This is a genomic window from Kribbella sp. NBC_00662 (genome assembly GCF_041430295.1).
GTDB lineage: Bacteria > Actinomycetota > Actinomycetes > Propionibacteriales > Kribbellaceae > Kribbella.
The window spans coordinates 1888816-1911036 of sequence record NZ_CP109029.1 but is presented as its reverse complement, the minus strand read 5'-3'; the positions used below and the strand labels follow the sequence as shown (position 1 = coordinate 1911036).

The following is a 22221-nucleotide window of genomic DNA, read 5'->3' as shown; positions in this document are numbered from 1 at the left end:
AGTTGGAGGACTGAGCGTGCACGGAAGAATCCGCACCTGGGGACCTGGAGCCCTGGTGCTGCTGCCGACCGTGCTGCTGCTCGGGTACTTCGTCTACGGGCTCATCGCGTGGTCCTTCAACACCTCGCTGACCGACCGGCACACGGCCCGCAAAGGCCCGGCCAACTACGTCGGCTTCGAGAACTACGCGCATCTGTTCGGTGAGGACCGGTTCCTCAACTCGCTGAAGAACCTCGGCGTGCTCACGGTGGCGTTCATCGTGGGCACGCTGATCTTCGGTCTGCTCTGGGCACTGCTGCTGGAGAAGGGCGTGCCCGGCGAGTCGGTCTTCCGGTCGATCTACCTGTTCCCGATGGCGATCTCGATGATCGCCTCGGGCGTGGTCTGGGGCTGGTTGCTCAACCCGTCCCAGGGCGAGGACGCGCGTGGGCTGAACCGGTTGTTCGAGATCCTCCATCTGCAGTTCCTGGAGAATCCCTGGTGGACCGCGGGTAGTAGATGGACGACGATGGCGTCCATCGCGCTGCCTGCGGTCTGGCAGCTGTCCGGCTACATCATGGCCTTGTTCCTGGCCGGTTTCCGGGGCATCCCGCCGGAGCTGCGCGAGGCGGCCCGGGTCGACGGCGCGTCGGAGTTCAAGCTCTACCGGCACGTGCTGTTCCCGCAGCTGTCGCCGATCGCGCTGTCCGCGCTGATCATCCTCGGACACATGTCGCTGAAGCTGTTCGACCTGATCTACGCGATCACCGGGCCGAACCAGTTCCGGACCGAGGTGCCGGCGGTCTACATGTGGAACACCTTGCTACGCAGTGACCAGGCCAAGGCGGCCGCGATCGCGATCGTTCTGCTCGCCGTCGTCGCTGTCCTCGTCATCCCGTACATCGCGTACACCGTCCGGCAGGAGAATGAGGAATGAGCGCCGACACCGCCGCAGCGACCGGCCAGGCTGCTGCGGCCATCCGCCGGAAGCCGCAGAAGCGCGGGGTGATCGCGGACGGTTCGACCCGGCGCAGCCGGACGATCCGGTACATCCTGCTGCTGTTGTTCCTGCTGTTCGTGCTGATCCCGGTGTACGTCGTACTGATCACCAGCTTCAAGACCTCCGGTGACACCACCGCTGCCTCGCAGTGGAACCTGCCGAAGGAATGGACGCTGGAGCCCTGGCGCAAGGCCTGGGACGTACTCCAGCCGTACATGATCCGGTCGCTGTCGCTGGCGATCCCGGCCGCGATCATCTCGTCGCTGATCGGCTCGATGAACGGGTTCGTGCTGGCCCGCTGGCGGTTCCCGGGTGCGAACATCGTGTTCGCGTTCATCCTGTTCGGGATGTTCATCCCGTACCAGGCGGTGATGCTGCCGCTGCGTACGACGTTCACCGAGCTGGACGTGACCCGGGGTGTGCCGACGCTGATCATCGCGCACTGCATCTACGGCATCCCGATCTGCACGCTGATCTTCCGGAACTACTACGCCACGATCGTGCCGAACGAGATCATCGAGTCGGCCCGGGTGGACGGGGCCGGGCTGGTCCAGACGTACCTGCGGATCATCCTGCCGATCTCGATCTCCGGCTTCGTGGTGACGCTGATCTGGCAGTTCACCTCGGTCTGGAACGACTTCCTGTTCGCACTGTTCCTGACCCAGCAGAACAACGGCCCGGTGACGTTGGGTCTGGCCGCGCTGGCGGGTGGACAGAAGGTCGACTACGCCGCGAGCATGGCCGGCGCCCTGATCACGTCGTTCCCGACGCTGATCGTCTACATCCTCCTGGGCCGCTGGTTCATCGGCGGCCTGATGGCCGGTGCCCTGAAGGGCTGACCGTCGGTGGCCCGTGCTCCCGTCCGGGGGCACGGGCCTCGTTATCCACAGGACGCGCGCACTGGACTGCGGTGGACTGGTTCCGGACGGTAATCTCACGAAGGTGACCAAGTCTCCACGCGGACGGGATGGGCGGCGCAGCCACTTACGGCTCGTCCCCGATCCTGGCGAGCCGCACGGGCCGACGGCGGGTGTCGATGTCGACACCACGCCGAGCGTCGCCGTGCTGGAGACCCTGCTCGAGACGCTCTCCCTCGACCTGGCCGCGGTGCCGGCCGCGCTGCACCCCGTGATTGCCGAGGCATCGGTGGCCCGCTCGGCCTCGATGCTCGCGGATCAGCTGTGGCCGGCCGGGCGTCCGGACGAGATCGGCGAGGTGGAGCGGTTCTTCTGGGCCGATGCCGCGCGGGTGCTCGGTGAGCGACGCGATCTGGAGTCCTTCGTCCTGCTGACGAGCCTGGCCCGGACGGTTGGTCCGGCCGGGCGATTGCCGTTGCAGCGAGCCCATATCTCACGGTTGCGCACGCAAGACGCGGTGCCCGAGTGGGTGACCAGGATCGCCGGGTTCCGGCTGACCAGCGCGATCGTGTCCGAGGACATCACCGGCGACGGACTGAGCGTCGTGCTGGATTATGACGACGAGCAGCATCCGCACACGGTGGTGGTGTTCATCGACAACAACCTCGGCGCGATCGTGAAGGATGTGTTCGTCGGGCCGCCGGTTGACCGGGTGCTCGAGGCTTATCAGCGCGGCGGGCGGGTGACGATCCGGACCGTGCGGCCGTCGACCGCGGCCGGGATCATCCTGCAGGCGCTGGGGGAGACCCGCGACTACGACGATCCGCCGGTGAGCGAGGACTTCGAGTTCTTCACCGGTCTGCTGGTGAATCGGCTGACCCAGTTGCCGGAGCGCCCGATCCGCCCGCCGATCCGGCCGCTGTTGTCTCCGCGACAGCGCGATCAGCTGGTCGAGGAGTTCCTGGAGTCTGCTCCGGCGTTGCCGGACGACGCCGCAGACATCGCCCGGCTGTGGATCGACCACGCGGTGGACCATACGGTCGGCGGTCCGCTGCGGGTCAGCGCCGTACTCGTCGAGCTCTTCCTTGCGCACTGGTTGCCGCGGAAGGTCCTTGCCGACAGCACGTATTTCGACGCGGTTCCTGTTGTGGTGAAGGCCTGGCTCCAGTTCGCTGGTGACCGCACGCAGTTGCCGCTGGACGCCGTCGACGAGGCCATCGACGCGGTCGACGTCTGGCAGCCTGCGCTGGAAGCTGCTGCCATGATCGACCCGGTCGGCTCGAAGCCTGGCGAGCGGGTCTTCCTCGACGACACCACCAACGACCTGGAAGACGCTTACCGAGCGCTTGCCGGACTGGGCTCCCCGCCCCAACCGGACCTCCGCGGCCTGGACAACTCCCAAGCCGCCACGCTCTCCGTGCTCGCCCCCCACGCGTGGCTGATGGCCGGCGAAACCCTCGGTACGGCGTACGCCCCCGACGCGTTCGACATCGCCGAACGCCTGGTCCGCGACGCGCCCGACCTCCTCGCCAAGGCCCGCCTCTCCACCTGGCCCCGAGCCATCGTCTGGCTCCTGGCCCACCGCCACCGCCTCGTCGGCCCCGGCGAACCCCTCACCCCCTACGCCCTCGCCACAGACCTCTCCTCCTCCCCGGCAACCCTGCGCAAAACCGCCAAACTCCTGACCGACACGCTGATCCTCCCGCTCTGATCTCAGCGGCCGGGCCCGGGGCGGATCGGGTTGAGCGGCGGCGGACAATGGGGGCATGCATGTGCGTGCGCCGGAGTTGCGGGGTCGGGGTTGGTTGAACACCGGTGGTCAGGAGTTGTCGCTCGCTGACTTCCGGGGACGCTTTCTGTTGCTGGACTTCTGGGCGTTCTGTTGTATCAACTGCCTGCACGTGCTCGACGAGTTGCGGCCGTTGGAGGAGAAGTACGGCGATGCGCTGGTGATCGTCGGCGTGCACTCGCCGAAGTTCGCGCACGAAGGTGAAGAGGCGGCGGTTCGTGCTGCCGTGGAGCGGTACGAGGTGGGGCATCCGGTGCTCGACGACCCGGAGCTGATCACCTGGCAGAACTACACCGCTCGCGCGTGGCCGACCCTCGTGCTGGTCGATCCGAACGGGTACATCGTCGCGCAGTACTCCGGTGAAGGACACGCGCACGCCCTGGACGCACTGCTGGCCGAGCTGATCGTGCAGCACGACGAGGCCGGCACGCTCACGCGCGGCAAGTCGCCGTACGTCGCGCCTGTTGCCGAGCCCACCGATCTTCGCTTCCCCGCCAAAGTGGTTGCTCTCGACAACGGGCTGCTCGTTGCGGACGCCGGCAATCACAGCATCGTCGAGCTCGCCGAGGACGCGACAACCGTCATGCGCCGGATCGGGACCGGTCAGCGTGGTTTTGTGGACGGATCTGCTGACGAGGCATCGTTCTCGGAGCCGAACGGACTGGTGGTTCTGCCGCCGGATGTCGCCGGCCGGCTCGGGTACGACGTGGTTGTCGCCGACACCGTGAACCATGCGCTGCGCGGGATCTCGCTGGCGGATGGTCAGGTGCGGACGTTGGTTGGCACCGGCAAGCAGTGGATGGACGGCGACGGCACCGACGTACTCAGTTCGCCGTGGGACGTTGCGTGGTGGGGCGACAAGGTATGGATCGCCATGGCCGGCGTACACCAGCTCTGGACGTTCGATCCATTCACCGGGGTGACTGAGGTTGCCGCGGGTACGACCAATGAAGGGCTGAAGGACGGGCCGCTCGCGGATGCGTGGTTCGCGCAGACCAGCGGGCTCGCCGCGGACGGCGATCGGCTGTGGCTGGCCGACTCCGAGATCTCCGCGCTGCGGTGGATCGAGACTTCGGTGCACACGGCTGTCGGGACCGGGCTGTTCGACTTCGGGCTGCGCGACGGGAAGGCGAGCGAGGCGCTGCTGCAGCATCCGCTCGGGGTGACGGTGCTGCCCGATGGTTCGATCGCGATCGCCGACACGTACAACGGCGCCGTACGCCGGTACGACCCGCGCACCGAGATCGTCGAGACGATGGCCACGGGTCTGGCCGAGCCAAGCGGTGCCGTTGTCGTGGGCAACGAGCTCCTGGTGGTCGAGTCGGCCGCCCACCGCTTGACGCGGGTGCCTCTGGGAGCGTCCGCGACGGCTGACGAGTTCAGCACGCAGACCCAGCGCCCGCCGATGGACGTGGCCGCGGGCGAGGTGACCCTCGAGGTCGTCTTCACTCCGCCGCCCGGCCAGAAGCTCGACGACCGCTATGGCCCGTCCACCCGCCTCCTCGTCTCCGCCACCCCCGACACGCTCCTGCGCGAGGGCGCCGGCGACTCCACCGACCTGGTACGTCGCCTGGTCATCGACCCGCACGCGGGCACCGGCGTACTCCACGTCGCCGTACAGGCCGCGTCTTGTGATGATGCAGCCGAGGTGGAGTTTCCTGCGTGCCACATGCATCGGCAGGACTGGGGCGTGCCCGTCCAGGTGACTCCCGATGGTCCCGACCGCGTCGAATTGGTTCTCTCCGGCGGGAAGTAGCTGGTTCGGGCGCTTCCTGGGGCGGCGGCCGTGAGCGTACCTTGAGAATGTGGCGTCGAGATCCTTGCCGCAGCGTGCAGTTCGGGCAGTCGGCGAAAGTCCGCTGTCCGAGCGGCTTGCTCGCGCGCAGGAGTTGGCGTACCAGCCGTTGATCGACTGGGTGCGAGGCAGTCCGCTGCACTCCGACGTACTCGGGCATTCGTTGCATCCGTCGCTGACCGACGTGACCACCGGGTGCTGGCTCGGCACGTCCCTTCTCGATCTCGCCGGTGGGTCCGAGTCGCGGCGTGGGGCGGCGGTTCTCAACGGCTTCGGAGTGCTGGCGTCCCTGCCGACGGCTCTTGCGGGCGCCGCTGACTGGTCGGAGCTGTCAGGCGAGGAACGGCGGATCGGTGCGGTCCACGCGCTCGGCGCGGACACCGCGACGTTCCTGTTCGTCGGCTCACTTGTTGCGCGGCTGCGCGGCCGTCACGGGCTCGGTGTGAAGCTCGCCGTGGCCGGGAATCTGGTGATGGCGGGCGCGGGCTTCCTCGGCGGGCATCTGGCGCTGAATCGTGGGACTGCTCGAACTGTTTGGCGCGTGGGTACAGAGAGGTAGCTTTGACGACGTAGGACGACTAGCTGGGAGGCTCGGATGAGCATCGGTGTCGGGATCTTTCTGATGGTGATCGGCGCGGTGCTGGCGTTCGCCGTCCGCGACACCTGGGACGCCGTGAACCTGCAGGTCGTCGGCTACATCCTCCTGCTCGCCGGCCTGGCCGGCATCCTCCTCTCCTTCTACATCACCAACCGCCGCCGCCGCGTCGCCACCGACGCCATCGACCCGGCAGTCGAAGAGGAGTACCGCGTAGTAGAGGAACACCACCGCGACATCAAGGAGTAAGTTCGCACCACGCGGCGGGGGCTTACCTCGCGTGGAGTTCGATGTCGCCTGAGGTTGTGGTGGCATCGAGGGTGTGGGAGCCAGTGGTGGAGTTGCCGAGGGAGTTCTCGACGTCGCCGGTGCGGGATTCCGTGGTGACCTTGTAGTCGCCGGTCGGTGCGGTGATCTCGATGTCGCCCGACGTGCCCTTCGCTCGGACGTCGTTGGCCTCGGAGAGTTGGAGTTCCATGTCTCCAGAGGAAGTCTCGACGTCGACCGGGCCGCCCTTCAGGTCGGCGGCCTCGATGTCGCCGGAGTTGGCCTTCACGCCGAGCTTGCCGGTGAGATCACTGACGGAAACGTCGCCGGACGTGACATCGAGATTCACGTCGCCCTTGATCTCACGGAGTTCGACCTGGCCGGAGCGGGACTTCAGGTCGACCCCGGCTACCCCGGTGAGTTCCAGGTCGCCGCTGCCGTTCTCGCCGGTGATCTTGGTGCCGCGCGGGACCGTCACCTCGAAGTCGGCGCTGCACTGCCAGCCGCAGTCGCCGTCGAGTTTGAGTACGCCGTCGTTCACGGAGTACGCGTCCCCGTGCTTCCAGAACCAGTACTTGCGCTTCTCCTGCACGGTGGTCTTGTCGTCGTCGGACACCTTGATGGTGATGTCGGAGTGTTCGGCGGCGAGCTCCACCGTGGTGATCTTGGCGCCGACCGTGTGCGTGTCGTCGGAGTCCTTGTCGCCGAACTGCCAGAACGCCAGCCCGGCCGCCACCACCAGCAGGATCACGCCGAGCTGCTTGTTCTCCGCCATCGTCCGCCTCTTCTCGAGCCCACCCACGTTGTCGCGTCGACAGTAGGTGGCGAGGCGTGCTCACAGGATCAGGCAGATCCCCCGAGGTGCCCCTGAACGCCTCTCAGGGATCACCGGTGCAGCTCCCCCCGGGAGACTGCCGCCGCGAGGTCGTCACCGGTCGTCCCGTAGAACGTGCGCGCCCAGAGCGTGTCGTCGTACCAGTACGGCCCGTCGTCCCCCGGCAACGACGCCGGCGCGGTACCGCGCTTCAGCGCCCGCCGGCAGTCCGCGCACAGGGGCAGCGTGAGGGTCGTCCCGTCGGCCTCCACCTGAGTCGGCTTGCCGACGGACCGGCCGTGCAGCGGGTTGAAAGCACACAGATCCGGTACGGCGTTCGCGCGCCCCGTCACGGCGACGTCGTACTCCCGGCGCGCCTTGTCGAGCAGAACCATCGCCCCCACCAGATCCACCAGCGACGTGGAGGAATCGAGAACCTTCCCGGCCGCCGCATGATCGTCGAGCGCCGCCTGCTGGTGTGCCAGGCCAGGACCGTCAGTCGTCGGCAGGGCCGCGAGCTTCGTGCCCAGCGTCGTCAGCTCAGCCGTCGTGTCCCGCTCCAACCGCCGGCGCCGCTCGGCCGCGACCGTGGCGGCGACATGCGGCGGGATCCGGAACGCCTTCTCACGCCGCGGCCCCGAACCTCGCCGCCGCAGCCCGATCACCAGACCCAGCAGAACCAGTACGACGAGCCCGCCGACGATCGACAGCGCCACGACCCAACCATGTCCACCCGACTCGTCGTCGGAGGAGGAAGACGAAGCCGGCGTGCCAGAAGTCGGCCGAGGCGTGGTCGACGGGATCCCCGGCGCGGCCAGCAGCTCGTACATCCGGGCCAGCACCTCGGTCGGCCCCGCGTCGTACCCCTCGTCGTCCAGCGCCCGTTCGCGCGCCGCCTGCAGCTTGTCCTCGCTGACCTGCGGTACGTCGCGCGCCTCGTACCACGGGAAGCGGTCCCCGCCGTCGACCACGACGTACAACCCCGGCTTGCGCAGCGCGTCCTCCACCAGGGTGAGCACCGTGCTCTCCTCGCCCTGGAACTCGTCGCTCGGCGTCAGCGGCAGGATGATCGTGTAGACCGGGTACCCGACCGCCTTGGCCTTCGTCCGTACGTCGGCCCGCAGCTTCTCCGGCAGCGCCGACGCGTACGCCGGATCGATGTACAACGGGTCCTTCGTCAACGCGGTCGCGATCTCGCGAGCCCGCTCCGCCGGCGTCCGGGTCGTCACCGCCGCCTCGGCCCCGGCCGGGACCGCGACCAGCATCACCAAAGCGGCCAGGCAGCTCAACAGGGCCTTCACGCGTTTCCCTTCCGACGTCGGGCGGCGATCGCCGCCACGATCAACACGAATCCGGCGAGGATCCCGCCGCCGATCATCCCGAGCGCGCCGCCGCCGAGACCGTTCCCGATCGCCTTGCCGACGGTGAACTTCTCCTCCGGGTACGAAGGCTCAGGCTCGCTCGGTACCGGCTCGGTCCTGGCCGGCTCAGGCGAGTAGCGAGCGTTCAACTCGACATTCTCGAGGTACTTCGAGAGCTGTGCGCTCAGCGTCTCGTCCTTGTCCTTCCAGGTGCTGTCCGGCGCGTACGCCGCGAGCTCGTGCGCGACGCCGTACGTCGTGTCGCCGTCCATCACGACGTACACGCCGGGCTTCGCGTTCGCGGCAGCCAGTCGGCCGGCGAGAAGCGTCGCGTCGCCCTTCTCCGGGAACCAGTCCCCGGTCGGTACGACGGCGACAAAGACCGGCATCTTCGCCGCCTCGATCACCCGCAGCATCTCGTTGCCATCAGCAATCGAGGTGAAGTCGGGGTCGACGTACAGCCCCTGCTTCGCCCAGGCGGCGGTGGCCGCGGCGACCCGGGGATCGGCAGGCGTTGTTGCCCAGGCCGTCCCGGTCAGTACGAAGGCAGTTGCTAGCAGCAACAGAATGAGGCGCCTCATCGGACCCCGATCCGTTCGGGCAGGTCGTCGGACAGGGCACCGAAGCCGGTCGCGACCATCGGGTTGTCCTCCGGGTCGAGCGTCCAGTACGGAACCTTCTTGCGGTCGTGACCGAGCAGCCCCGACTTGCTCCACACCCGCAGACCGATCGGAGTCCGGCCGCGGCGGAGGACGCTCGCGCAGCTCTGGCATGCAGGTACTTCGACCTCGTCCTCCCAGTCGACCTGCGTCGTACCGGGGTTGTGCAGCGGGTCGAAGAAGCACGGTGGCTGCAGCTCCGCACCGGAGGCGACGCGCTCGGCCTGCCGGGCGAGGACGAGCGCACCGGCGGCGGCGAGCAGGTCTTCGGGTTGATCGGCACGCAGCCTCCGCGCCGCGTCCAGTCGCCGGTACGCGTCATCGCGCTGGTCGAGCTGCTTCGTGGTCTTGTTGTTGCGCTTGTCGAGCCGCGCGAGGGCCCGCTCGGCCTGCTTGATCTTGTCGTCCGCCTTGAGCTCCACGTCCCACGCATCGATCGGCGGACCGTCACTGCGATGCAGGTTCGTCTGCTTGGCCGGACGCCGGCGGCGCAGCCCGAGGAAGAGCACCAACGCGAAGCCGAGCACCGCGCCGACACCGATCCCGATGTACGCCGACCGGTTCTCCTTGTCCGTCACGGACAGACCGCCATCGGAGTGCTGCGGCTCCAGATCGGCAGGCGGGACCGGCGGCAGCGGACGGCCGTCGTACGCTGTCGACGCCTGCTGGATCGTGCGGACGATCTGTGGCGCCGGGCGCTCGTCGACGACATCGGAGTCCTGCTTGTCGTCCGCCCGGACGCTGTAGAGGTCGCGGCCGCGCAGCCCGGCCGGCCGGAACAGCTCGGCGTTGTCCGACCAGTAGTTGTCGTAGACAACCGCGACGATGTAGACCCCGGGCTCGCCGATCCGTGCGTGCAGCAACGTCGGCAGGTCGTACCCGCTCGCCCGCAGGTACGGCGACTGCGGCACGAGCGCGACGTACACCGGGAGACCGGCGGAGCGGATCGCCGTACGGATCCGGGCCAGCTCGGAGGCCGGCATCGTCGGCCGTAGCCGTTCGTCGACGGAGACGTGATCCGTCCGCCAGGCCGCGGCGATGCGGTCGGGCAACTCGGGGGTGTCGGCCTGCGCGGGGAGCGCCGGCACGAACGCCAACGTCGCGAGGAGGGCGGCGAGGAGACGGGCGGCGGACATCGCGGACAGCCTACGACGACCGGATCTGGGCACACTCACACGGACGCCGAATCTCCTCGCACGGTTCCGGAATAGACGCGACCCTGGCTCGGACAGGGGAAGCCAAGCCAGGGTCACGGTGTTGCAGGGCAGAAACGTTGCTACAACACCCCGCTGTGCAACAGGGCAGATCGCGGGGCAACCCGGGGCAGATGAATCTGCCCCGAGGTGGAACCCTCCGGCTCGAGCCGCGCAAGCGCTCGAGCCGGAGGAGTCTCAGAAGGCGGACTCGGGCAGGTCCATGACGTCGAGATCGGTGAGCTCGGCCTTGACCCGCTCGGCCCGGACCGACGGCATCGTGCTGCGGACGAACCACTGGGCCGCCGCGACCTTGCCGGTGTAAAAGTCCTGGTCAGCAGGGGAAAGCTCGCCGCCCAGCCGCTCCAGCGCGACCTCGGCCTGGCGGAGCATCAGCCACGAGCAGACCACGTCACCGAGGACGAACAGCAGCCGCGAGGTGTTCAGGCCGACCTTGTAGACGTTGCGCGGGTCGCCGTTCTCCGCCTGCGGGTTGCTGGCCATCAGGGCCTGCCCCATGATGCCCAGGATCTTCTGGGTGTCCTCGAGGCCCTTCGCGAGCAGCCCGCGCTCCTCCTTCAGCCGGCCGTTGCCTGCCTCGGAAGCGACGAACGCCTGCACCTGCTCGGCCAGGTGGCCCAGCGCCTTGCCCTGGTCCTTGATGATCTTCCGGAAGAACAGGTCCTGGCCCTGGATCGCCGTCGTGCCCTCGTAGAGCGTGTCGATCTTCGCGTCGCGCACGTACTGCTCGATCGGGTAGTCCTGCAGGAAGCCGGACCCGCCGAACGTCTGCAGCGACTCGGTGCCGAGCAGCGTCCAGGACTTCTCCGACCCGTAGCCCTTCACCAGCGGCAGCAGCAGGTCGTTGACCCGCTCGGCCAGGTCGTCGTGCTCACCGGCGTACCGCGCCTGCTCGGCCCGGTCCTGGTACGTCGCCGTGAACAACACCAGCGCCCGCAGCGCCTCGGCGTACGCCTTCTGCGTCATCAGCGAACGCCGTACGTCGGGGTGGTGGGTGATCGTGACCCGCGGCGCGTCCTTGGCCGGCTGCGTCAGGTCCGCGCCCTGCACCCGCTCCTTGGCGTACTCGAGCGCGTTCAGGTAGCCGGTGGACAGCGTGGCGATCGCCTTGGTGCCGACCATCATCCGCGCGTACTCGATCACCTGGAACATCTGCGCGATGCCGTCGTGCACCTCGCCGAGCAGCCAGCCCTTCGCGGGTACGCCGTCGCCGAAGGTGATCTCGCAGGTCGTGGAGACCTTGATCCCCATCTTCTTCTCGACGTTCGTGACGAAGGCGCCGTTGCGCCCACCGGTCAGCTCACCGGTCTCGAGGTCGAAGTCGTACTTCGGGACCACGAACAGGCTGAGGCCCTTCGTACCCGGACCGCCGACGCCCTCGATGCCCTGCGGGCGGGCGAGGACCAGGTGGATGATGTTCTCGGTCAGGTCGTGCTCGCCCGAGGTGATGAACCGCTTGACGCCCTCGATGTGCCAGCTGCCGTCCTCCTGCAGCGTGGCCTTCGTGCGGCCGGCGCCGACGTCGGAACCGGCGTCCGGCTCGGTCAGCACCATCGTGGCGCCCCAGCCGCGCTCGATGATGTGGTGCGCGATCTTCTTGTCGCGATCGACGCCGTTGCGCCACAGCACGTGCGCGAAGTTCGGGCCGGCGGCGTACATGTGGACCGGCGGGTTGGCGCCGAGCACCAGCTCGGCGGCGGCCCAGCGCAGCGACGGCGGGGTCGGCTGACCTCCGAGCTCAGCCGGCAGCTCGAGCTTGAACCACTCCGCGTCCATGTAGGCGTGGTAGCTCTTCTTGAACGCCTCGGGCATCCGGACCTCGTGCGCCTCCGGGTCGAAGACCGGCGGGTTCCGGTCGGCCTCCGCGAACGACTCGGCCAGCTCGTGCTTGGCCAGCCGGTCCACCTCCGCGAGCACCTCACGGGCGGTAGCGACGTCCATGTCGGCGTACGGACCCTGACCGAGGACGTCGCCGCGGCCCAGCACCTCGAGCAGATTGAACTCGATATCCCGCAGATTCGACTTGTAGTGGCTCACAAGGTTCCCCTTCACCAGCTTACTCACGAGTAACTTAAGTATATACCCGCCGGTAATGAAGGCAAAGGGAGATTGACTGTGAGGTATGAAGCTGATTTACGAGACCCACTCGATCACCGTCGACAACGAGCGTGGGATCGCGAGCGGTTGGCTGCCGGGTGAGCTGTCCGAGGAGGGGCGCCGGCTGGCGGCGGAGATCGGGCCGCGCCGGCAGGACGTCGACGTGGTGTTCAGCTCGGACCTGCGGCGCGCAGTACAGACCGTCGAACTGTCCGGGCTGACCGTGCCGCACCTGCAGGACTGGCGGTTGCGCGAGTGCAACTACGGCGAGCTCAACGGCGCGCCTGTGGACGCGCTCGACCCGAGGGTCAAACGCGTCCACAGCCGGTTCCCCGGCGGTCAGAGCTACACCGACGTCGTCGAGTTGACCCGCGCGTTCCTCGAGGACGTCAAGTGGTGGTACGACGGCCGGGTGGTGCTCGTGATCGCCCACTCGGCGAACCGGTGGGCGCTCGAACACCTCCTCGGTAGTCGCGCTTCGATGGAGGAGCTGATCGTCTCCCCGTTCAACTGGCAGCCGGGATGGGAGTACCGGATCTAGGGCGTGTAGACGGTGGCGCTGCCGTACAGCTTCTGGGTGAACGACGTCATGTACGACGACGTGTCGGACTCGGTCAGGTTGTACGTGAGGAAGACGCCGTACCCCTCGTTGACCGTTCGCTGGGCCAGGCTCGCGGCGGTCGACGAGCTGGTCGCGGTGTAGGAGATGGCCGCGGGGGACAGGCGCGACTTCTCGCTCGGTCCGCTGGGGACGCCCCACGTGCCGTAGTACGGGTTCCAGGCGTAGTTGAAGGTCTCCGCGATGCTCTGGCCGTTGTAGGACAGGCGGTCCGCCGCGGGGCCGATGTCGTAGAGCGTGATCAGCTTGTTGGGGAGCTTGGCGCGGAGGGCCTGGATCAGGTAGAAGAACGAGAAGTCGTTCGGCTGGCCGGTGCCGTTGTTGCCGTACTCAGCGTACTCGTCGTCGAAGTCGATGCCGTCCAGGCCGTACTGGTTGACCGCGTCGGCCAGCTGCTGCGCGAACGCGTCGGCGGCGGCCTGGTTCGGGAAGTTCGCGAAACCGGCGCCCTGGTGGTTGCCGAGGACCGACAGCAGGACCTTGATGCCCTTCTGCTGCAGCGGGCGGACCTGGGTGGCGACGTTGTTCAGGACGTTGGTCACCTGGTCGTTGAAGAACAGGTACGCGTTCGACCCGTCGTAGTTGATGTTCGCCGCGAAGATCACCGCGACGTCGATCACCTGCGCGCCGCCGTTCGCCAGCGTGTACTTGCCGGCGCTCAGCATGCTGTGGTCGTTGACCTCGATGTACGCGACGGTGACCGGTCCGGTCTTCCGCGCCCGGCGGCATTTGGTCGCCGCCTCGGCGGGCAGTGCGGCACCGGTGGCGGCCGCGGCGGTGCCGGCGGCCAGGGCTGACAACAGGGTCCTTCGCTTCATGAGCTGATCGACTCCTCGTCACACGATGGGCGGTGTCGCTATATCGGTTAAGTACCCGTCGCCGCCTGGCCAGAAGCGCAGGCGGCGACAGGAGATAAACCGGTATAGCGACACCGATCATCGATCCGCACCAACCCGGTGTCAAGAGGTTGGCAGGCTACCGTGCGCGGATGGTTGCGGTCGGGTTCGCGGTGTCGTGGGTGATGGACGAAACTGGAGGTTGCGACCGCCACCGACGGGAGTGACATGCGAGTGATCGGGCTGATGTCCGGGACGTCGTACGACGCGATCGACGCCGCTGCCGCGGACCTGCGGCTGGACGGAGACGTGCTGGTGCTGACGCCGCTGGGCATGCTGAGCCAGCCGTACCCGGAGGAGCTGCGGGCCGCGGTCGCGGCTTCATTGCCGCCGGCATCGACGACGGTCGAGCAGGTGTGCCGGCTGGACACCGGGATCGGGCAGGCATTCGCCGCGGTGGCGCAGCAGGCCGTGGAGCAGCTGTGCGGCGGGTACGCCGACCTGATCGTCTCGCACGGGCAGACGGTGTTCCACTGGGTCGACGACGGCTCGGTGCGCGGGACGCTGCAGCTCGGGCAGCCGGCGTGGATCGCGGAGGCGACCGGCGTACCGGTGGTGTCGGACCTGCGCGCGCGGGACGTGGCAGCGGGCGGGCAGGGTGCGCCGCTGGTCAGCATCATCGACGTGCTGTGGTTGCGCGGGCGACCCGGCGTACCGGTGGCGCTGAATCTCGGCGGCATCGCGAACATCACCGTCGTCCACGGCGAACCGGTTGCCTTCGACACCGGTCCGGCCAATGCGCTGATCGACGCCGTGGTGACCGAGCTGACCGGGCGGCCGTTCGACGCGGACGGGGTGATGGCCGCGCGCGGCCAGGTGCATGAGGAACTGCTCGGACGACTGCTGGCGGAGCCGTACTACGAGCGTCCGGCGCCGAAGTCGACGGGGAAGGAGCTGTTCAACCTGTCGTACGTGGCGCGGGCGATGGAGGGTCTGCCGGAGATCCCGGCGGAGGACCTGGTCGCGACCGTGACCACGCTGACCGCCCGGACGGTCGCCGACGCGGTCCGGCGGTACGGCGGGACCGAGGTGGTCGCATCGGGAGGCGGGATCCAGAACCCGGCGTTGATGCATCTGCTGGCGGACGAGCTGGAGATTCCGGTCCGGACCACGGACGAGCTGGGGATGCCGTCGGCGGCGAAGGAGGCGTACGCGTTCGCCGTACTCGGGTTCCTGAGCGTGCACGGCCTCGGCGGGACGGTACCGAGCTGCACCGGCGCGAGGCATTCCAGCGTCCTCGGCTCGGTCACCCCCGGACTGAGCGGACTACCCACGATTTCGGGCGAGGCGCGACCTCCGTCGCGCCTTCTGGTGCAATGACCGCACACTAGAGCTGTGACGAGGATGTTCGTGGTGACAGGGGCACCCGGATCGGGGAAGACGACAGTGGTGCCGGAGCTGGTGCGGCTCAGCCCGGGGAACCTGGTCGTGATGGACATGGACGAGCTGCTGGACGACAACGGCCGGCTGCTCGGGATCGACATCGCGAGTCCGACGGCGGCTCCGATCTGGCCGGCGTACAACGCGCTCTGGTTGCGGATCACCGAGCTGATCCGGCGGTCCGGGATCCCGGTGCTGCTGCTCTCCCCGCTGCTGCCGGCCGAGCTGCCGGAAGGTCGCTGGCTGCATCTGGACTGCCCGGACGCCGTACGGCGGAAACGGCTGGCCGGACGTGGTTGGCCGGAGGCGCAGATCGAGGAGGCGCTCGCGGACGCGGCCGAGATCCGCAAGCACGTACCGCGGTCGGTGCGCGGGGACGTCGCGCCGGAGCGGTCCGCGAAGAGCATCCTGGACTGGATCCGCGGCGAACGGTTCGGCAAGACCATCAGCCTGTGGGGCCGGCTCCGGAGTTGACCTTTTCGGAACCTTCCTGCCACCGGGTGCCGGTTTGTCTCCGGAAAGCCGGGTTGACCTTCGAGTTGGTTCAGGGATCAGGGTCGGGCGCATGAGGCTGACGATCAGTGAGTTTGCGCGCGTGGTGGGGTTGGCGCCCAGTGCACTGCGGTTCTACGACGACTGCGGGCTGCTGCCGCCCGCCTTCGTGGACGCCGCCAACGGCTACCGGTACTACGACCGCTCGCAAGAACCCCGAGCCCGCCTGCTCCGCGACCTGCGCGAGATCGACCTGCCGCTGCCGGAGGTCCGCATCGCCCTGGATGCCGACCCGGCCGACGTCGCGGACCTGGTCCGGTCCCACCTCCGCACCCTCGAAGCAAAGTCCACCGCCACCCGAGCCGCAGCCGAGCGCCTCCTCACCCAACTCCTCTCCCACCAAACGGTGGCCACGCTAGGCGGCCCCGAACTGGCCAGCGCAATCCGCCAGGTAGCACCGACCGCGGCCAGGCGTACCGCCTCTCCTGCCGGATCGCATTCCGGCGATCGACCATCTCCCGGCGGCGGATCCGTCCCGGCGGGTGGATTGGGGGAGAGCGGCTTGGAGGTGGTGTTGAGTTGTGTGCTGATCGAGTTCTCGCCCGACGAGATCACCTTTGTGGCGACCGACAGGTATCGGTTGTCGGTCCGTACCGTTCGGCCGACGGAGTTCGACGGCGCGGCTGCGCGGGTCTTGGTGCAGGCCGAGGAGTTGGCCGCGGTCGGGCGATGGGTTGCGGCGGGGGATGTGGTCCGGGTGGAGGTGGACAGCGGGCTCAGACTCGTGCGGGGTGACGAGTCGCGGGAGCTGGCGGTTGTCGATGCGGAGTACCCGGCGTACCAGCAGATTCTTGACGGGCTGACGCCGCCGGTTTGCCGGGTGGTGGTGGATCGGGTGGGGCTGCTCGACGTGCTGGTCGGGCGGGATGTGGTTGCTTTTGACATCGACTCCGAGAGTCTGCGGATCGGTGACGAGGTGAAGCTCGACGCGATCGGGTCCGGGTCGGTGCGGGTCGGGTTCACCGCGAGTCTGCTCGCCGCCGCGCTGGAGGCGAGTGTCGGGCCGGACGTGCTGCTCGAGATCTGCGAGCCGGCGCGGCCTGTCGTCGTACGGTCGGCTGACCAGGGCACGTTCACCACGCTCGTCATGCCTGTCCGGCTGGACGGGTGACGCGGTCGTACTACGGCTGGCTGGCAGGTTCCACACTCTCGGTCCTCGGCGACACCGCGCTGTTCTTCGCGCTCGGCTGGGCGGCAACGGGCATCGGTCCGCAGATCGCCGCGCTGGTGCTGACCGGGTTCACCCTGCCGCGAGCCGTACTTCTGCTGCTCGGTGGCGTCCTCGGCGATCGGATCGGTGCGCGCCGACTGCTGCTCGGATGCAGCGCGATCGTCGGCACGTGCTGCTTGCTGCTCGCTCTGGTGGTCGGGATTCGTGGGATGTCGGCCGGCCTGCTGGTGACGACGGCGGTTGTGGTCGGGACGGTTGATGCGTTCGCGCTGCCGGCCGCGGGTGTGCTGCCGCGACTGTTCGTGCCCGACGATCAGTTGCCTAAGGCAATGGCATTGCGTACGTCGGCCACGCAGCTGATCACCCTCGCGGGCGGACCGGTGAGTGGGCTGCTCGTGGTCACGGTCGGGCTGGTCGGGGCGCTCGTGCTCGACGGGCTGACGTTTGCGGTGCAGTTCCTCGTCTTGTTCATGCTCAGACCGCCGTACGACGTGAGCCCGGCGCAAGCCGCCGGCCGTTCCGTTGTGCGTGAGGCGCTGGACGGGTTGCGGGTTGCTGCTGGTGATCCTGTGCTGCGGATGGTGCTGGGCGTGGTGGCTTTGGTCGCCGCATTCGTTCTGCCGGTCACGTCGCTGTGTGTTCCGCTGCTTGCCCGATCACATGGCTGGGCTGCTGGGCAGGCAGGGTTTGTTGTGGCAGGCAACGTTTGTGGTGGGTTGGTCGTGACGATCCTGGTCGCCCGCCTCGGCACCTTTGCCCGTGCGGGACTGACGGGTGGGATCGGGTGTCTGCTTGCCGCGCTCGGGATCGCGGGTCTAACGCTGGCGCCGTCCGTGCCGCTGGCGGTCGGTGCGACCCTCGTGGAAGGCGTCGGGGTCGGGCTGTTCACGTCGCACCTTGCTCCGGTGTTCGTCCGCAGTACGCCGCGATCGCACCGGACTCGGCTTCAGTCGCTGCTGTCGCTGGTCCAGACCGTTCCACTGATCGTGTCGACGAATCTCCTCGCGACGCTCGACGTACACCATGCGCTCACGCTCGCTGCCGCCGCGACCGCGGTTGCCGGCCTACTTCTGCTCCGCGACTATTTGCCGAAGTCGATCTCGAAGGTCGGGTAGTCCGGCTGTGGACACGGCTCACCGCGATACCCCAAGGCTTCGTAGAACGGCGCCGCCCGCTCGTGATGGCCCTGCCACTCGAGATACCGCACCCGGGTCGACGCCCACTCCGCGACGGCCGCCATCAGTGCCCGCCCGACCCCACCACGCCGGCGGTCCGGCAGCACATACAGGTCGTGCAGTCGCCCGTGGTGCCGCCGCCCGGCTCGGAGATGCGTGCCATAGTCCTGCACTGCGGCGTACCCGATCAGCTCGCCATCGTCGTCGTACCCCAGCGCCACCCACCGCGGATCCTGCACCAGCTCCTCGAAGTACCCGCGCGACTCCGCCTCCGGGAACTCGGTCCCGAAGCCCTTCACCAGCGGCCACAGACCGGCCCAGTCAGTCACCGTCAACTCACGCACGCCCATCCCTCAACCCTCCCAGGAGCCGCACGGCCGGGCATCTCATTTCCAGTGCTTGACAACATGTTGTCTAAATGACAGCATGTTGTCTATGAGAACAGCTTATGTGGCGGTCTACGAGACGTTGGCGGACTGGGAGATCGGGCATCTGGTGGTGGAGTTGCGGACCGGGCGGTTCACCGGGGAGCCGTGGACCGTGGTGACGGTGGGGGAGTCGTTGGAGCCGGTGCTGACCATGGGTGGGATGCGGGTCGTGCCGGACGTGACGATTGCCGACGTCGAGCCGGATGCGGGGGACCTGCTGGTGCTGGCAGGGTCGGGGCAGTGGGACAACGGGGGTGGGGATGCGTTCGCGAAGTTGGCGGCGCGGTTCCTCGAGGCGTCGGTGCCGGTGGCGGCGATCTGCGGGGCGACGGCGGGGCTGGCTCGGGCCGGGCTGCTGGATGAGCGCAAGCACACGAGTGCGGCGAAGGAGTACTTGCAGGCGACCGGATACCAGGGCGTCGGCAACTATGTCGACGAGCGCGCGGTTGTCGGTGGGGATCTGATCACCGCGGGTCCGGACTCGCCGGTGCAGTTCGCGCGGGCGGTGCTGCAGCGGCTCGAGCTCGCGGACGAGCGGAAGCTCGAGGCGTACGAAGGCGTGTTCCATCGCGCCGACCCCGCGGCGTACGCGACGCTGGTGGGATGACGGTTCCACCCCGGGAAGAGTGGCCGAAGCCGACGAAGCAGTCGGAAGGTGGTGCGGTGTTGACCGATGTCGTCCTCGCCACCTTCCGGCTGAACGCGCGGCTGATGGAGGCCGCCCAGGACCTCGCCGCGCACGGCGGCCTGACGGCTGCGTGGTGGCAGGTGCTGGGCGGCGTACTGGACGAGCCACGGTCGGTCGCCGACGTCGGACGGATCATGGGCGTCAGCCGGCAGGGTGTGCAACGGATAGCGGATCTGCTCGTGGAGCGCGGCCTCGCGGAGTACCGGCCGAACCCGGCCCATCGGCGCGCCAAGCTGCTCGCGTGCACCGAGGCCGGCTACTGGGCGATCCGCCAGATCGCGGTCGCCCAGCACCCGTGGACGTCCCAGCTCGCGAAGGCGGTCGACCTCGACGACCTTCGGACGACCCTTGCCACCATGCAGGCGATCATCACCAAGCTGGAAGAAGCCTGATCGCGAGGCTGCTCCCGTAGGTGTGCCGGGTGGTGAAGGTCAGCCGCGTGCCGGTGAGTGTCCGCGTCACCTGAACGCCTTCGACGGGAGTCGCGGCCTTGAGGTACTGCGCCCACAGGTTGACGGTGATGGTGTCGCGCTGTGTCGTCGGATCGGAGACGGCAACCTGCACGCCTGACGACTGACGGCGGAGGAGCAACGACGCCGGACCGTCGATGGTGAGCCCAGGAAGGTTGTGCGCGCCCGGGGTAAAGGTGTTGGCGGCGGTGAGGCGGAGGCCCAGGTGCTGGATCGCTTGCACCTTCACGGTGTTGGCGAGCGGCAGGATCCGGTTGTGCTGGTAGGCCTTCAGCGTCGACTCTGTTGCGTTGGGCACCAACGCGTAGGCGAGGGAGTGCGTGGTGCCGGCCGGCTGCGTGGCGGTGAGGGCGAAAACCTGCTTGGTGATTGCTGTATCCGGGTTTGAGGTGCGCACTACCCGGCGGCTCCGGGTGACCGCCTGCAGATCGACCGACAGCTGCGTCGGCTGCAGGAAGTGGTAGCCGATGGAGGCCGTGCTGTTGGCGTAGCGCAGCCAGCGCGGGCTTACTTGTCCCGGACCGGTCCACGGGCGGCCGTCACGGCGTACGCCGGTGATGGTGACGGGATCGGTCGCGCCGGCGATGCGGGTGTCGAGGGTGGTTGTGACGGCGCGGGTCGCGTCGCCGACGCCGGCCGCCAGTACGACGATCTCGTCATCGAGCAGGAACCAGGACTTGGTCGCGGACGCGTTCTTGTAGACCACGAAGTCGTCCGGCAGGCTCGCGCGGGACGCGTACGCGAAGTCGTCCGACTGCACCCAGCCGACCGCGCCGTACGCGTCGAGGGTCGCGCCGCCGGAGTGCACGTTGGTTCCGGTCGGGAAGTAGATGTAGGTGTTCTGCGACTCCGACGACGCGGTGAAGGTCGGCGGATTGTCGTAGTACGCCGTCCCGTACAGCTCGGGGACCGACCTCCGCGTCTCGACCGGTGCCGTCACACCGCCGAGCGCGTACGGCGAGACCGTCGTGAAGTAGTCGATGCCGAACGACTTCGTCTGGTCCTCGCCCGCCAGGTAGAGGTAGTGGGCGCCGTCGCCCTGGAACCACGGCAGCAGGTTCTCGCCGCTCATGTACTCGTACTTGCTGATCCGCTCCGAGTTCCGCGCGACCGCGAACGCGTACCCGGGCCGCCGATGCACGGTCCGGTCCATCGCGTTGAACGCCGTCGTACTCGCCGCCGGGTTGAGGTCGGCCGGGACGATCGCCGGGTCGTTCTTGAGGTCCGCGAACCGCCCGATGCTGACCGGGGACACGAAGCTGTTCACGTTGATCGTCGGTCGCGCGGTGAACTTCGCGAACGCCTTCAACCGCTGGGCGTCCGTGCCGGTGGCATAGTCCGCGAGGTCGACGATGGCCTCCACGACGACGGCCACATCGTCGTACCCGGTCGCTGTCCGGGAGACCGCGCGACCCTTGACGATCTCCATCATCCAGCCCTCGAAGATCAGCGGCGCGAACCCGTGCTCGACCCAGCCCTGCACCACGCCGACCAGGTCGTCACCCTGCGCGTACTCCGTCCCGGCGAGCACCTTGATGGTCTGCACAACCCGGCTGAGCAGGCCCTTTCCGTACGAACCCGTGTAGGCGACCGAGGCGTGCTGGATGAACGAGCCGTCCGCGTAGTACCCGTCGGTGACGTCGTGCTGGAGGTTGTACGGGTCGATGGTCGCGAAGACCGTGAACTGGTCCTGCAGTGCCTTCCGGATCCGGGCGTCGTCGTTCAGCAGCGCACCTTGCAGGACCCGGTTCGCGGTGATGTCGACGAGGTTCGCGCCGGTGTGGAAGCGCGAGTCGAGGTCGACGTCGCCGTCCTTCCCGTTGCGCAGGTACGCGTCCATCGAGGCGACGTACTGCGTGATCAGGTCGGTCGGGGCGTCGATCAGCGCGAGCGTCTTCGACACGAACGTCGAGATGCCGATCTCCCAGGTGAACCAGTTGCCGTAGTACCCCTTCGACTGGTCGCCGTAGTACTTCTCGTGCAGCCAGAGCAGCTTCTCCGCGATCCGGGCACGCACCTGCTCGCTGCCTTGCAGGTCCGACGCCGGTCCGGGCCGGCGGTACGCGAGCGCGATCTCGTAGAGGTGCTGGTACGACGAGCTGAGATTCGGATCGCTGGTGCCGAGGGGGAGCCCGGCGAACAGTTCCCCGGCGCCGGCCCGGTCGAGCGCGGCCAGCCAGGTACGCGCGGTGCTGTCGATGGCGGCGACCTTCGCGGCGACCTCGGTGCGCGCGTTGGATTCCGCCGTACCGGCATAGATCGCGATCGCGTTGGCCAGCAGCCGGCCGGGGTCAGCGCTCACCGCACCCATGGTGGCGTGCGCGGCCGGAGCCGGATTCACCGCGGTCAGCAGAGCGGTGGCGGGCACGAACGACAGCAGGCGGCGACGAGTGATGTCCACTGGAACTCCCGGGC

The 22221-nt window shown here is 68.2% G+C and carries 21 protein-coding genes; 13 read left to right on the top strand and 8 right to left on the bottom strand.

What is annotated here, in order from left to right:
* The first annotated feature begins 16 nt into the window (after positions 1–16).
* The 6 genes from OHA10_RS09640 (at position 17) to OHA10_RS09615 (ending at position 6264) form a co-directional block, all read left to right on the top strand.
* Positions 17–916 (top strand): carbohydrate ABC transporter permease, encoded by a 900-nt coding sequence (locus OHA10_RS09640; RefSeq protein WP_371405822.1) that lies wholly within the window; start codon positions 17–19, stop codon positions 914–916.
* Entirely contained in the window at positions 913–1818 is a 906-nt protein-coding gene (locus tag OHA10_RS09635) for a carbohydrate ABC transporter permease (RefSeq protein WP_371405821.1), read from the top strand. The genes OHA10_RS09640 and OHA10_RS09635 overlap by 4 nt, the downstream gene beginning before the upstream one ends.
* 103 nt (positions 1819–1921) lie before the next feature.
* Entirely contained in the window at positions 1922–3547 is a 1626-nt protein-coding gene (locus OHA10_RS09630; protein ID WP_371405820.1) for a hypothetical protein, read from the top strand.
* Between the two features lie 55 nt (positions 3548–3602).
* On the top strand, positions 3603–5381 hold the full coding sequence (locus tag OHA10_RS09625; RefSeq protein ID WP_371405819.1) for an NHL domain-containing thioredoxin family protein: 1779 nt from the start codon (positions 3603–3605) through the stop codon (positions 5379–5381).
* A gap of 49 nt (positions 5382–5430) precedes the next feature.
* Entirely contained in the window at positions 5431–5979 is a 549-nt protein-coding gene (locus OHA10_RS09620) for a DUF2231 domain-containing protein (protein ID WP_371405818.1), read from the top strand.
* A gap of 36 nt (positions 5980–6015) precedes the next feature.
* Positions 6016–6264 (top strand): DUF6458 family protein, encoded by a 249-nt coding sequence (locus OHA10_RS09615; protein ID WP_371405817.1) that lies wholly within the window; start codon positions 6016–6018, stop codon positions 6262–6264.
* Positions 6265–6286: 22 nt separating this feature from the next.
* On the opposite strand, the gene OHA10_RS09610 is transcribed toward OHA10_RS09615, so the two are convergent.
* The 5 genes from OHA10_RS09610 to OHA10_RS09590 form a co-directional block, all read right to left on the bottom strand.
* On the bottom strand, positions 6287–7057 hold the full coding sequence (locus OHA10_RS09610) for a DUF4097 domain-containing protein (protein WP_371405816.1): 771 nt from the start codon (positions 7055–7057) through the stop codon (positions 6287–6289).
* 110 nt (positions 7058–7167) lie between these two features.
* Positions 7168–8397, bottom strand: coding sequence for a hypothetical protein (locus OHA10_RS09605; RefSeq protein ID WP_371405815.1), 1230 nt, complete (start codon positions 8395–8397; stop codon positions 7168–7170).
* Complete coding sequence (locus OHA10_RS09600) at positions 8394–9038, bottom strand: hypothetical protein (protein ID WP_371405814.1); 645 nt, start codon at positions 9036–9038, stop codon at positions 8394–8396. The genes OHA10_RS09605 and OHA10_RS09600 overlap by 4 nt, the downstream gene beginning before the upstream one ends.
* Entirely contained in the window at positions 9035–10252 is a 1218-nt protein-coding gene (locus OHA10_RS09595) for a hypothetical protein (protein WP_371405813.1), read from the bottom strand. The genes OHA10_RS09600 and OHA10_RS09595 overlap by 4 nt, the downstream gene beginning before the upstream one ends.
* Before the next feature lie 255 nt (positions 10253–10507).
* Positions 10508–12367, bottom strand: a complete 1860-nt coding sequence (locus OHA10_RS09590; RefSeq protein ID WP_371407922.1) for an acyl-CoA dehydrogenase — start codon at positions 12365–12367, stop codon at positions 10508–10510.
* An 85-nt stretch (positions 12368–12452) separates the two neighbouring features.
* Here OHA10_RS09590 and OHA10_RS09585 point away from each other — a divergent pair, with 85 nt between their 5' ends.
* Positions 12453–12968 carry a histidine phosphatase family protein gene (locus OHA10_RS09585; RefSeq protein ID WP_371405812.1) on the top strand — a complete coding sequence of 172 codons (516 nt, stop codon included), beginning with the start codon at positions 12453–12455 and terminating at the stop codon, positions 12966–12968.
* On the opposite strand, the gene OHA10_RS09580 is transcribed toward OHA10_RS09585, so the two are convergent.
* Positions 12965–13864, bottom strand: coding sequence for an endo-beta-N-acetylglucosaminidase H (locus tag OHA10_RS09580; RefSeq protein WP_371405811.1), 900 nt, complete (start codon positions 13862–13864; stop codon positions 12965–12967). The genes OHA10_RS09585 and OHA10_RS09580 overlap by 4 nt on opposite strands.
* A 246-nt stretch (positions 13865–14110) precedes the next feature.
* Between OHA10_RS09580 and OHA10_RS09575 the strand changes: the two genes are divergently transcribed.
* From OHA10_RS09575 to OHA10_RS09560, 4 genes are all read left to right on the top strand, one after another.
* Positions 14111–15262 (top strand): anhydro-N-acetylmuramic acid kinase, encoded by a 1152-nt coding sequence (locus tag OHA10_RS09575; RefSeq protein WP_371405810.1) that lies wholly within the window; start codon positions 14111–14113, stop codon positions 15260–15262.
* A gap of 24 nt (positions 15263–15286) precedes the next feature.
* Positions 15287–15796, top strand: coding sequence for an AAA family ATPase (locus OHA10_RS09570; RefSeq protein ID WP_371407921.1), 510 nt, complete (start codon positions 15287–15289; stop codon positions 15794–15796).
* Between the two features lie 91 nt (positions 15797–15887).
* Positions 15888–16985, top strand: coding sequence for a MerR family transcriptional regulator (locus OHA10_RS09565; RefSeq protein ID WP_371405809.1), 1098 nt, complete (start codon positions 15888–15890; stop codon positions 16983–16985).
* Complete coding sequence (locus OHA10_RS09560) at positions 16982–18160, top strand: MFS transporter (RefSeq protein WP_371405808.1); 1179 nt, start codon at positions 16982–16984, stop codon at positions 18158–18160. The genes OHA10_RS09565 and OHA10_RS09560 overlap by 4 nt, the downstream gene beginning before the upstream one ends.
* Here the strand turns inward: OHA10_RS09560 and OHA10_RS09555 are convergent.
* The gene (locus OHA10_RS09555; protein WP_371405807.1) at positions 18127–18570 is read right to left on the bottom strand and encodes an N-acetyltransferase family protein; all 444 of its coding nucleotides are present in this window, start codon (positions 18568–18570) and stop codon (positions 18127–18129) included. The genes OHA10_RS09560 and OHA10_RS09555 overlap by 34 nt on opposite strands.
* 85 nt (positions 18571–18655) lie before the next feature.
* On the opposite strand from OHA10_RS09555, the gene OHA10_RS09550 reads away from it, so the two are divergent.
* Both OHA10_RS09550 and OHA10_RS09545 read left to right on the top strand, forming a co-directional pair.
* Positions 18656–19255 (top strand): DJ-1/PfpI family protein, encoded by a 600-nt coding sequence (locus OHA10_RS09550; RefSeq protein ID WP_371405806.1) that lies wholly within the window; start codon positions 18656–18658, stop codon positions 19253–19255.
* Positions 19252–19728 (top strand): MarR family transcriptional regulator, encoded by a 477-nt coding sequence (locus OHA10_RS09545; protein ID WP_363876522.1) that lies wholly within the window; start codon positions 19252–19254, stop codon positions 19726–19728. Before OHA10_RS09550 ends, OHA10_RS09545 begins: the two co-directional genes overlap by 4 nt.
* On the opposite strand, the gene OHA10_RS09540 is transcribed toward OHA10_RS09545, so the two are convergent.
* The gene (locus OHA10_RS09540; protein WP_371405805.1) at positions 19706–22207 is read right to left on the bottom strand and encodes a polysaccharide lyase family 8 super-sandwich domain-containing protein; all 2502 of its coding nucleotides are present in this window, start codon (positions 22205–22207) and stop codon (positions 19706–19708) included. The genes OHA10_RS09545 and OHA10_RS09540 overlap by 23 nt on opposite strands.
* Positions 22208–22221 lie beyond the last annotated feature (14 nt).

Excerpts from the sequence above, each read along its gene's own strand:
- OHA10_RS09635 (WP_371405821.1), top strand. The coding sequence starts at position 913 with ATGAGCGCCGACACCGCCGCAGCGACCGGCCAGGCTGCTGCGGCCATC.
- OHA10_RS09625 (WP_371405819.1), top strand. The coding sequence starts at position 3,603 with ATGCATGTGCGTGCGCCGGAGTTGCGGGGTCGGGGTTGGTTGAACACC.
- OHA10_RS09615 (WP_371405817.1), top strand. The coding sequence starts at position 6,016 with ATGAGCATCGGTGTCGGGATCTTTCTGATGGTGATCGGCGCGGTGCTG.
- OHA10_RS09610 (WP_371405816.1), bottom strand. The coding sequence starts at position 7,057 with ATGGCGGAGAACAAGCAGCTCGGCGTGATCCTGCTGGTGGTGGCGGCC.
- OHA10_RS09600 (WP_371405814.1), bottom strand. The coding sequence starts at position 9,038 with ATGAGGCGCCTCATTCTGTTGCTGCTAGCAACTGCCTTCGTACTGACC.
- OHA10_RS09595 (WP_371405813.1), bottom strand. The coding sequence starts at position 10,252 with ATGTCCGCCGCCCGTCTCCTCGCCGCCCTCCTCGCGACGTTGGCGTTC.
- OHA10_RS09585 (WP_371405812.1), top strand. The coding sequence starts at position 12,453 with ATGAAGCTGATTTACGAGACCCACTCGATCACCGTCGACAACGAGCGT.
- OHA10_RS09580 (WP_371405811.1), bottom strand. The coding sequence starts at position 13,864 with ATGAAGCGAAGGACCCTGTTGTCAGCCCTGGCCGCCGGCACCGCCGCG.
- OHA10_RS09575 (WP_371405810.1), top strand. The coding sequence starts at position 14,111 with ATGCGAGTGATCGGGCTGATGTCCGGGACGTCGTACGACGCGATCGAC.
- OHA10_RS09570 (WP_371407921.1), top strand. The coding sequence starts at position 15,287 with ATGTTCGTGGTGACAGGGGCACCCGGATCGGGGAAGACGACAGTGGTG.
- OHA10_RS09565 (WP_371405809.1), top strand. The coding sequence starts at position 15,888 with ATGAGGCTGACGATCAGTGAGTTTGCGCGCGTGGTGGGGTTGGCGCCC.
- OHA10_RS09555 (WP_371405807.1), bottom strand. The coding sequence starts at position 18,570 with ATGGGCGTGCGTGAGTTGACGGTGACTGACTGGGCCGGTCTGTGGCCG.
- OHA10_RS09550 (WP_371405806.1), top strand. The coding sequence starts at position 18,656 with ATGAGAACAGCTTATGTGGCGGTCTACGAGACGTTGGCGGACTGGGAG.
- OHA10_RS09545 (WP_363876522.1), top strand. The coding sequence starts at position 19,252 with ATGACGGTTCCACCCCGGGAAGAGTGGCCGAAGCCGACGAAGCAGTCG.